This window comes from Roseitalea sp., from assembly GCF_984466335.1.
Genome location: NZ_CFIFWG010000112.1, coordinates 1 through 8,919, shown reverse-complemented (window position 1 = coordinate 8,919; position 8,919 = coordinate 1). Strand labels below are relative to the sequence as shown.

At 64.4% G+C, this 8,919-nt stretch carries 7 protein-coding genes; all 7 read right to left on the bottom strand.

Features of this window, described 5'->3' with window-relative positions; all coding sequences use genetic code 11:
* Positions 1–489: ParB/RepB/Spo0J family partition protein (locus AC5E6L_RS10805; protein WP_491773209.1), on the bottom strand; the 489-nt coding region annotated here is incomplete at its 3' end.
* A 47-nt stretch (positions 490–536) separates the two neighbouring features.
* Positions 537–1,328, bottom strand: a complete 792-nt coding sequence (locus AC5E6L_RS10800; protein WP_491773207.1) for a ParA family protein — start codon at positions 1,326–1,328, stop codon at positions 537–539.
* Positions 1,329–1,344: 16 nt separating this feature from the next.
* Positions 1,345–1,983, bottom strand: coding sequence for a 16S rRNA (guanine(527)-N(7))-methyltransferase RsmG (rsmG, locus tag AC5E6L_RS10795; RefSeq protein ID WP_491773205.1), 639 nt, complete (start codon positions 1,981–1,983; stop codon positions 1,345–1,347).
* On the bottom strand, positions 1,980–3,857 hold the full coding sequence (gene mnmG, locus AC5E6L_RS10790; RefSeq protein ID WP_491773203.1) for a tRNA uridine-5-carboxymethylaminomethyl(34) synthesis enzyme MnmG: 1,878 nt from the start codon (positions 3,855–3,857) through the stop codon (positions 1,980–1,982). Before mnmG ends, rsmG begins: the two co-directional genes overlap by 4 nt.
* Positions 3,858–4,022: 165 nt before the next feature.
* Positions 4,023–5,333 carry a tRNA uridine-5-carboxymethylaminomethyl(34) synthesis GTPase MnmE gene (mnmE, locus tag AC5E6L_RS10785; RefSeq protein WP_491773201.1) on the bottom strand — a complete coding sequence of 437 codons (1,311 nt, stop codon included), beginning with the start codon at positions 5,331–5,333 and terminating at the stop codon, positions 4,023–4,025.
* A 108-nt stretch (positions 5,334–5,441) separates the two neighbouring features.
* The gene (gene rho, locus AC5E6L_RS10780) at positions 5,442–6,707 is read right to left on the bottom strand and encodes a transcription termination factor Rho (RefSeq protein ID WP_491229167.1); all 1,266 of its coding nucleotides are present in this window, start codon (positions 6,705–6,707) and stop codon (positions 5,442–5,444) included.
* Between the two features lie 297 nt (positions 6,708–7,004).
* Positions 7,005–8,919, bottom strand: a 1,915-nt coding sequence (locus AC5E6L_RS10775; protein WP_491773199.1) for an efflux RND transporter permease subunit, incomplete at its 5' end; no start/stop codon positions are given.

Here is an 8,919-nt window from a genome sequence, read left to right as displayed (position 1 = left end):
CTTGCCGATCACGTCGCCCAGATCGGCCTGGCTGTAGCCGTGATCGTCCATCAACTGCTGATAGCCCGCCGCTTCCTCGATCGCATTGAGATCGGCGCGCTGCACATTCTCGACGATCGCCAGTTCAAGGGCCGCCTTGTCGTCCACCGCACGCACGATGACCGGCACTTCGGTCAGGCCGGCGCGCTGTGCTGCGCGCCAGCGCCGCTCGCCGGCCACGATCTCGTGCACATTGCCTTTGCCTCCGGGACGCGGCCGCACCACGATCGGCTGGATGACGCCATGATCCCGCATCGAGCGGGCCAGATCGTCCAGATCGGCGTCGTCGAAAGCCCTTCTGGGATTGTTGGCGCTGCGTTCGATCCATTCGATCGGCATGGTCCGGTCGCCGGCGAGGGGTGGTTGCGCCGATGCAGCCGGCTGATCCATTTCGCCGATCAAGGCCGCCAGACCCCGCCCCAGCCGTTTGCCCGAACCGTTCTCCGCCATGCTCACAATTGCCTCATCGCCGGTTGTGTTCCCAATCTTGCGGCCGGTCATGCCGCCTTGGCGCCGCGCTCGCGCTGGATGACCTCGGATGCAAGGTTCAGATAGGCCTGACTGCCCGCACATTGAAGATCGTAGAGGATTGCCGGCTTGCCGTGCGAAGGCGCTTCCGACAGGCGCACATTGCGTGGGATCACCGTCCGATAGACGGCATTGCCCATATAGGCGCGCACGTCGTCGACCACCTGGTTGGCGAGATTGTTGCGCCCGTCATACATGGTGAGCACGATTCCCTGGATCGCAAGACCGGGATTGACGGACGCGCGGATCCGTTCGACGGTCTTGAGCAACTGGCTCAAGCCCTCCAGCGCGAAGAACTCGCATTGCAGCGGGACCAGCACCGAATGGGCGGCCGCCATCGCGTTGAGCGTCAGAAGGTTCAGCGAGGGGGGGCAATCGATGATGACATAGCTGAAGCGGCGCATGTCCGGCTGCGACAGGGCGTTACGCAGCCGGAAGACGCGATCGGACGCGCTGGCGATCTCCATCTCTATGCCCAGCAGATCCATAGTGGAGGGAACGATGGAAAGTCCGGGCACGGCCGTCGCGATCGCCGCTTGGCCGGCCGGCGCGTCACCGAGCAGAATGTCATAGGCGGATATGGTCCGGTCGTCGCGCTCGATGCCCAGCCCCGTGCTGGCATTGCCCTGTGGGTCGACATCGATGATCAGCACGCGCTCGCCGATGGCGGCCAGGGCTGTCGCCAGATTGATCGCGGTCGTGGTCTTGCCCACGCCGCCCTTCTGGTTCGCGATGGTTATGACGGTCGGTCCGCCGTTCATGCCGGTCCTCGGTGTTTCAGCCTGGTTCTCGCCGGCGCCGAACCCGGATCAGTTCGAGAATGACCGAGTCGGTGGCGACCTGGCTTTGATATTCTATCAGATCGAAGTCCCATTGTGCACGGCATTCATGCAGTTCGTCCGCATATCCACGGCCTTTGTGAAACAAGGCTCTCGCACCGGCTGCAAGCCACGGCTCGGCCAGATCGAGAAGCGTCGGCAGGGGAGCCAGCGCCCTGGCCGTCACGATGTGCGGCGCGGGCAGGCGGGGGACAACCGTCTCGATCCGTTCCGCATGAATATGTGCCACCGGCGCGCAGCTTGCGCGCGCGGTCTGCAGGAAGGCGGCCTTCCTGCGATTGCTCTCGATCAGATCGACGCGGGTTTCCGGTCTGTCCGACAGCAAGATCGCGACGACCACACCAGGAAAACCGCCGCCGGATCCCAGATCGGCCCAGTGCTGCGCCTCCGGCGCTATGTCCACGAGTTGTGCGCTGTCGGCGACGTGCCGCTCCCAAAACCCGGCATTGGTGGACGCGGCGACGAGGTTGATGCGCTCGGACCAGATCGCGAACAGATCCGCGAACCGTTCGAGCCGCGCCTGTGTTTCACGTGAAACAGCGACGGGAAGGTTCGCGACGATCCGTTCGCCATTCACGCGCTGCGCGCCTTCGATCGCATGTCGATCCGGTGGATATGGGCCACCAAAAGCGCCAGCGCCGCCGGTGTCATGCCGTCGATCCGCTGCGCTTCGCCGATATTGGCTGGCTTTCGCGCGGCCAGCTTCTGTTTCAACTCGTTGGACAGGCCTGAAATGCCATCGAACGCCAGGATGTCGGGAATGAGGAGCGCCTCCTCCCGTTTCACCGCCGCGATGTCCGCCGCCTGCCGCTTGAGATAGACCGCATATTGCGCCTCGATTTCCAGACGGTCTGCCGTACCCGGATCGAGCTTGCCGAGTTCGGGCCACATGGCTCTCAGCCGGTCCAGCGTGATGTTCGGATAGGCCATTAGATTGTAAGCTGAACGACGCACACCGTCCTTGTTGATTTCGAGTCCGAATCGTTCCGCTTCCTGCGGGGTCACGCTCAAGGACCGGCTCAAGCTGCGCGCAGCGTTGAGCCGTTCCGAAACCAACGCAAAGTGGCGGGCGCGTTCGCCCGATGCCAGTCCCGTTTCGATCGCAAGTGGCGTCAGGCGCTGGTCGGCATTGTCGATCCGGAGCGAAAGGCGGTATTCGGCGCGCGAGGTGAACATGCGATAGGGCTCGCTCACGCCATGCGAGGTGAGATCGTCGATCATCACGCCGATATAGCTTTCGGTCCGGCTGAAGCGCACTGGTTCGTCACCGGTCGCAAGGCGCGCCGCGTTCAGCCCCGCGACAAGCCCTTGCGCCGCCGCTTCCTCATATCCCGTCGTCCCGTTGATCTGGCCTGCGAGATAAAGACCGTCGACGCCGCGCAGCGCCAGCCCGGCATCAAGCGCGCGCGGGTCCACATGGTCATATTCGATCGCATAGCCCGGTTGCAGGATGATGGCCTCTTTAAGACCCGGAATCGTTCCGAGCAGCGCATGCTGCACGTCTTCGGGCAGCGATGTCGAAATGCCGTTCGGATAGACGGTGTGATCGTCCAGCCCCTCGGGTTCGAGGAAGATTTGATGGCCGTCGCGATCGCCGAACTTGACCACCTTGTCCTCGATCGACGGGCAATAGCGCGGACCCGTGCCTTCGATCTTGCCCGAATACATGGCCGACCGGCCGATATTGTCTCGGATGAGCTGATGTGTCCGCGCCGTCGTGCGGGTGATGCCGCATGCGATCTGCGGGTTGGCGATCCGCTCGGTCATGGTCGAGAACGGCACCGGATCGTCGTCGGCGGTCTGCTTGGCAAGGTCCGCCCAGGCGATCGAGCGGCCGTCGAGCCGCGGCGGCGTGCCCGTCTTCAGGCGCCCGAGCGGTATGCCCATGGCGTCGAGCTGCCGGGAGAGCTTCGCGCTCGGTCGTTCGCCCATGCGCCCCGCAGCGATCGTCTTCTCGCCAATATGGATCAGGCCGCGCAGGAAGGTTCCTGTCGTCAGGACCACGGCCGCCGCGGCCAGTTGGCGGCCATCGGCGAGGGTGACGCCGGCCACGCGCGTTTCAGACGGCATGCGCAAGCCCGCCACCTCGCCTTCGACAATGGTGAGCCCGGCGATCGCGCCGATCTCCGCCTGCATCGCGGCGCGGTAGAGCGCGCGGTCCGCCTGGGTTCGCGGTCCGCGCACCGCCGGACCCTTGCGGCGGTTGAGCAGGCGAAACTGGATGCCGGCGGCATCGGCCACCCGGCCCATGAGCCCGTCCAGCGCATCGATCTCCCGCACCAGATGCCCTTTTCCGAGCCCGCCGATCGCGGGATTGCAGGACATAACGCCGATCGTATCGAAGCGGTGCGTCACAAGAGCCGTGCGCGCGCCGACCGCCGCGCTGGCCCGCGCGGCCTCCACGCCGGCATGGCCGCCCCCAACCACTATGACATCATAGGCCGCCGCCATGACCCGGCTCCCCTGTCGGACATCGATCAATCGAATAGGACGCAGATGGCCCGAACGAGGGTTCGCGTCAAGGCATGCGTGGTTTCACGTGAAACATCGGCAGGGATCCGGGCGGACCGTGGCGCCGTCCGGTCCCGCGTTCGACGCGTGTATGTTTCACGTGAATCATTTGCCGACACAGAATTTGGAAAAGATCGCGCCCAGCATGTCCTCGACATCGATTCGTCCGGTGATGCGGCCGAGATCGTCCGCGGCCAGACGCAGCGCCTCGGCGCGAACTTCCAAAGGGCGTCGTTCCGAAAGCGAATCGATCAGATGCGCCTTGCAGGCTCGCAAATGGCCCATATGCCGATCGCGGCCTGGCGCGAGCGCATCGGCGTCGCCGCCCCTCCGGCTCACTTCCGCCTTCAGCGCGGCCGCAAGCCGGTCGAGGCCCGCCCCGGTCGCCGCGCTGATCACAAAGTCCGCCTCCCGCGCCCGACCGTCGACGGCGGCAAGATCGCCTTTGCTCCGAACGCGCCAGACCGTTCGTTCCATATCCAGATTCAGATCGGCGAAAACGCCGTGCTCATCGAGGTGAATGACGAGGTCGGACTGCTCGGCACGCCGCACCGCGCGGCGTATGCCTTCTTGTTCGACCGCCCCCGCGCGGGCACGCAGGCCCGCCGTGTCCGCCAACACCACCAGATAGCCGCCCAGATCCAGGCGGGCTTCGACAATGTCGCGCGTGGTTCCCGGCACGTCCGAGACGATTGCCCGCTCATGACCCGACAGCGCATTCAAAAGTGTCGATTTACCCGCATTGGGCGCTCCGACAAGCGTCACCTGAAACCCGGATCGCATGATCCGTCCACGCGCCTCGCCGGCGATATGTGCGTCGATCTCTACGGTCAGGTCTTCCATATCCTCCCAAATCCGATCCGAGACCGAACCGGGCACATCCTCCTCGTCGGTGAAGTCTATCTCGGCCTCGACCATCGCCCGCCCATGCAGCAGCCGTTCCCTCCAGCCCGCATAAAGGCGCGATTGAGCGCCGCAGGCCTGTGCGACGGCGAAACGGCGTTGTGCCTCGGTCTCCGCCGCGATGAGATCGCCAAGCGCTTCGGCCTCGATAAGATCCAGCCTTCCATGCGAAAAGGCGCGGCGGGTGAATTCGCCCGCCTCGGCCAGACGAACGCCATCGATCGCCGTGGCCACATCGACAAGCCGGTCGACCACCGCGCGGCCGCCATGCACCTGGAATTCGACGCAATCCTCGCCGGTGAAGCTCGCCGGCGCGGGAAACCACAGCACGAGGCCGCGATCGATTTCACGGCCATCCCGATCGACAAGGATTCGAAAGGCGGCGTGGCGCGGGATGGGCAGGTCGCCCGCCAGCAGCCGCGCAAGCGCCGGTGCCCGCGGGCCGGATGCACGGATCACGGCAATACCGGCGGGCGGCGCGCCGCTCGATAGGGAGACGATCGTATCGGTCATGGCATGTCGGCCCAATTCAGGGATACGACCGCGATATGGAATCGTTACGTCCCTGAATCGAAGTTTGGTCCAATGGCGGTCTTGGCCAATATTTCGCCCACGAATCGATCAGGCGTTCATCGAATCGAAGAACTCGGCATTGCTCTTGGTCTGTCTGAGTTTGTCGATCAGGAATTCGATGGCGTCCGTCGTTCCCATCGGCGACAGGATGCGCCGCAACACGAAAATCTTCTGAAGATCGGAACGCGGCACCAGCAGGTCTTCTTTCCGTGTGCCCGACTTCAAAATATCCATGGACGGGAAGATGCGCTTGTCGGCGACCTTCCGGTCGAGCACGATCTCCGAGTTGCCGGTGCCCTTGAATTCCTCGAAGATCACCTCGTCCATGCGGCTGCCGGTGTCGATCAGCGCGGTGGCGATGATTGTCAGCGACCCGCCTTCCTCGATGTTCCGCGCCGCGCCGAAGAAGCGCTTGGGCCGCTGCAACGCGTTGGCGTCGACACCCCCGGTCAGCACCTTGCCCGACGAGGGCACGACCGTATTGTAGGCGCGCCCCAGGCGCGTGATCGAATCGAGCAGGATGACGACGTCGCGCCCGTGCTCGACCAGGCGCTTGGCCTTTTCGATCACCATCTCGGCGACTTGGACGTGACGCACCGCCGGCTCGTCGAAGGTCGAGGACACGACCTCGCCCTTCACCGAGCGCTGCATGTCGGTGACTTCCTCGGGGCGCTCGTCGATCAGAAGGACGATCAGATAGCATTCGGGATGATTGGCCGTGACCGAATGGGCGATGTTCTGAAGGAGCACCGTCTTGCCGGTCCGGGGCGGCGCGACGATGAGGCCGCGCTGGCCCTTGCCCAGCGGCGCGACAAGATCGATGACGCGCGCCGACAGGTCCTTCGTCTCGGCGTTCTCGATCTCCATATTGATCCGCGCATCGGGGTAGAGCGGCGTGAGATTGTCGAAATGGCTCTTGTGCCGGATCTTTTCGGGATCCTCGAAGTTGATCGTGTTGACCTTCAGAAGCGCGAAATACCGTTCGCCCTCCTTGGGCGCGCGGATCGTGCCTTGCACCGTATCGCCCGTCTTCAGTGAAAAGCGGCGAATCTGGGAGGGCGAGATGTAGATATCGTCGGGACCGGGCAGATAGTTCGCGCTCGCCGAGCGCAAAAAGCCGAACCCGTCCTGCAGCACCTCGACCACGCCTTCGCCGATGATCTCCACATCGTCGGCCGCGAGCCGCTTGAGAATGGCGAACATCAATTCCTGCTTGCGCAGAACGCTGGCGTTTTCGACCTCAAGGCTTTCGGCGAACTCCACCAGTTCGGGCGCAGACTTCTGCTGCAAATCGTGTAGCTTCATTTGTTCCATGGGTGAACCATTGCGGCAATGGGAAAGGACCGGCGCGGAAGGAAGGGGAGAAGAAGGACGCCGGGGGTGGCCGCCACATACGCCCCCATCATGGCGTTTTCAAGCGCGTAGGGCAAGCCAAATAAAAGGACCGACCGGACTGGTGTTCAGTCTCCGCATTTGATGGATCGGATCGATGTGGACCGTTTGGGTTCGCGTGTCCATCGCTTGCATAAGTATTCAAGGAATGTGGTGCCTTTGAGGGCCCTCAAGCGAACATATCGAGGGCGTTGAATGCCTCTTTCAGCGTGAACGTTCCTACTCCGCCGCCTTCGGGAAGGGGGCGACATCGTCGGGAAGCCGTTCGGGTGGCTGGGGCGCATCCTTGTCGGGCGCGGGCCGATGGGCCGGCTGCGATGCCGGGCCGATGGAAGGCGCCGGAGCCCTGGCGGGCCGGACCGCGGCCCGCATGCGCAGCCAGCGACCAAGCCGTGTCAGCATGCGTCCCCGCGCCAGGCTTTCATTGTCGCGCGTGAAGATCATCAGCGCCGCCGGCGTCACAACGAGCGTCAGGACCGTCGAGAAGCCGAGGCCGAACACGATCGCGCTCGAAAGGGCGACCCACCATTGCGTCGACGGCGCCCCGATCGTCACTTCATGGTCGATCAGCGCCAGGTTGACGCCGAAGGCGATCGGCAAGACGCCGAGAATGGCGGTCACGGCGGTCAGCATCACCGGACGCACCCGTTCGCGGCACGTCTCCAGAACCGCTTCCATCTTGTTGACGCCTCTGCGCCGCAGGTGCGCATAGGTGTCGATCAGGACGATGTTGTTGTTAACCACCACTCCCGCCAGCGCGATCGTGCCGATGGCCGTCATGATGATCGAGAACGGCATCTGCATGATGATCAGGCCGAGCAGGACCCCGACGGTGGACATGACCACCGCGCTCAGGACCAGCCAGACATAGGTGAAGCGGTTGAACTGGGCCAAAAGCAGCGCGAAGATCAGGAAGATCGCAACGCCGAACGCATTGCTCAGAAACGCGGCCGCCTCGTCGCTCTCCTGGTCCGAACCGACCATCTCCCAGCGGATGTTGGGCGCAAAGTCCATGGTGGCGAGATGCTCGGCGACCTGCGCCTGAAACACCGAATCCTGCGCGCCTTCGACGAGGTTGGCGGCCACCATGATCGTCCTCGAACCGTCAATGCGGGTCAGCGTGCCGAGCGAGGCGGCCGGCTCGCGGTCGACGAAGTTTGCGAGCGGAACGGCCCCGGCTGGCGTCTCGACCCGCAATTCGTCCATCATCGACAGCGTTCTGCGGTCCTCGGGCAGGCGCAGGCGAATATCGACCGCATCGTCGGCGCCCGCGGGCCGGTAGTCCGACAATTCGAGGCCCGTCGTCACGAGCTGGACCACACGGCCGACCGACTCCGGACCCAGCCCGTACTTGGCGGCCTCGGTGCGGTCGACCCTCAGCTCCCAGTCGATCGACAGCGGCGGCAGGCCGTCATCGAGATCGATCACCTGGGGGATGGTCCGCAGATAATCGGCGACGGTCGCGGCGGCGTCCTCAAGGCCGGCCGGATCGTCCGCCTGTAGCCGCACCTGGATCGGCTTGCCCTGCGGCGGGCCTGCATCGGGCGTCGAAATCTCGATTTCGACGCCGGCCACATCGGCGAACTGGCCGCGCAGCTCCGTCAGGATCTCGCTGGCCGCCTTGCGCTCGCGCCAGTCGACGAATTCGTACTGGATCATGCCGATCGCGTTCTCGCCGCCGCCACCGAAAAGCTGAAGGCCGCCACGCGACGAACCCGAACGGGCATAGACGGTCTTGATGCCCGGCCAGGACAGCAGGCGCTCTTCGGCCCGGCGCACCAGCGCATCCTGCTCCTCAAGGGACATGTTGCCCTGGGCCTTGACGTACAGAAGGCCGTATTGCGGTTCGACGGCCGGGAAGAATTCGACGCCTTGGTTGTCGTTGGCGAAGGTGAAGACGATGCTCCCCATCAGGCCGGCGACCAGCACGAGCGTGAGCACGGGAAAGCGCACGGCCTTGCGGATCAGCGCCATGTAGGCGCCGTCCGGCCGCCGCTTCTGGATGGCGGCCTTGCCGACAATCGAACCGATCGTCGGGGCGAACAGGAGCGCATAGACGGTCGAGGCGGTCAGCGTCGCGATCAGCGTGATCGGCATGTAGCGCATGAACTCGCCGACAATGCCCGGCCAGAAC

Excerpts from the sequence above, each read along its gene's own strand:
- mnmE (WP_491773201.1), bottom strand. The coding sequence starts at position 5,333 with ATGACCGATACGATCGTCTCCCTATCGAGCGGCGCGCCGCCCGCCGGT.
- AC5E6L_RS10800 (WP_491773207.1), bottom strand. The coding sequence starts at position 1,328 with ATGAACGGCGGACCGACCGTCATAACCATCGCGAACCAGAAGGGCGGC.
- rho (WP_491229167.1), bottom strand. The coding sequence starts at position 6,707 with ATGGAACAAATGAAGCTACACGATTTGCAGCAGAAGTCTGCGCCCGAA.
- mnmG (WP_491773203.1), bottom strand. The coding sequence starts at position 3,857 with ATGGCGGCGGCCTATGATGTCATAGTGGTTGGGGGCGGCCATGCCGGC.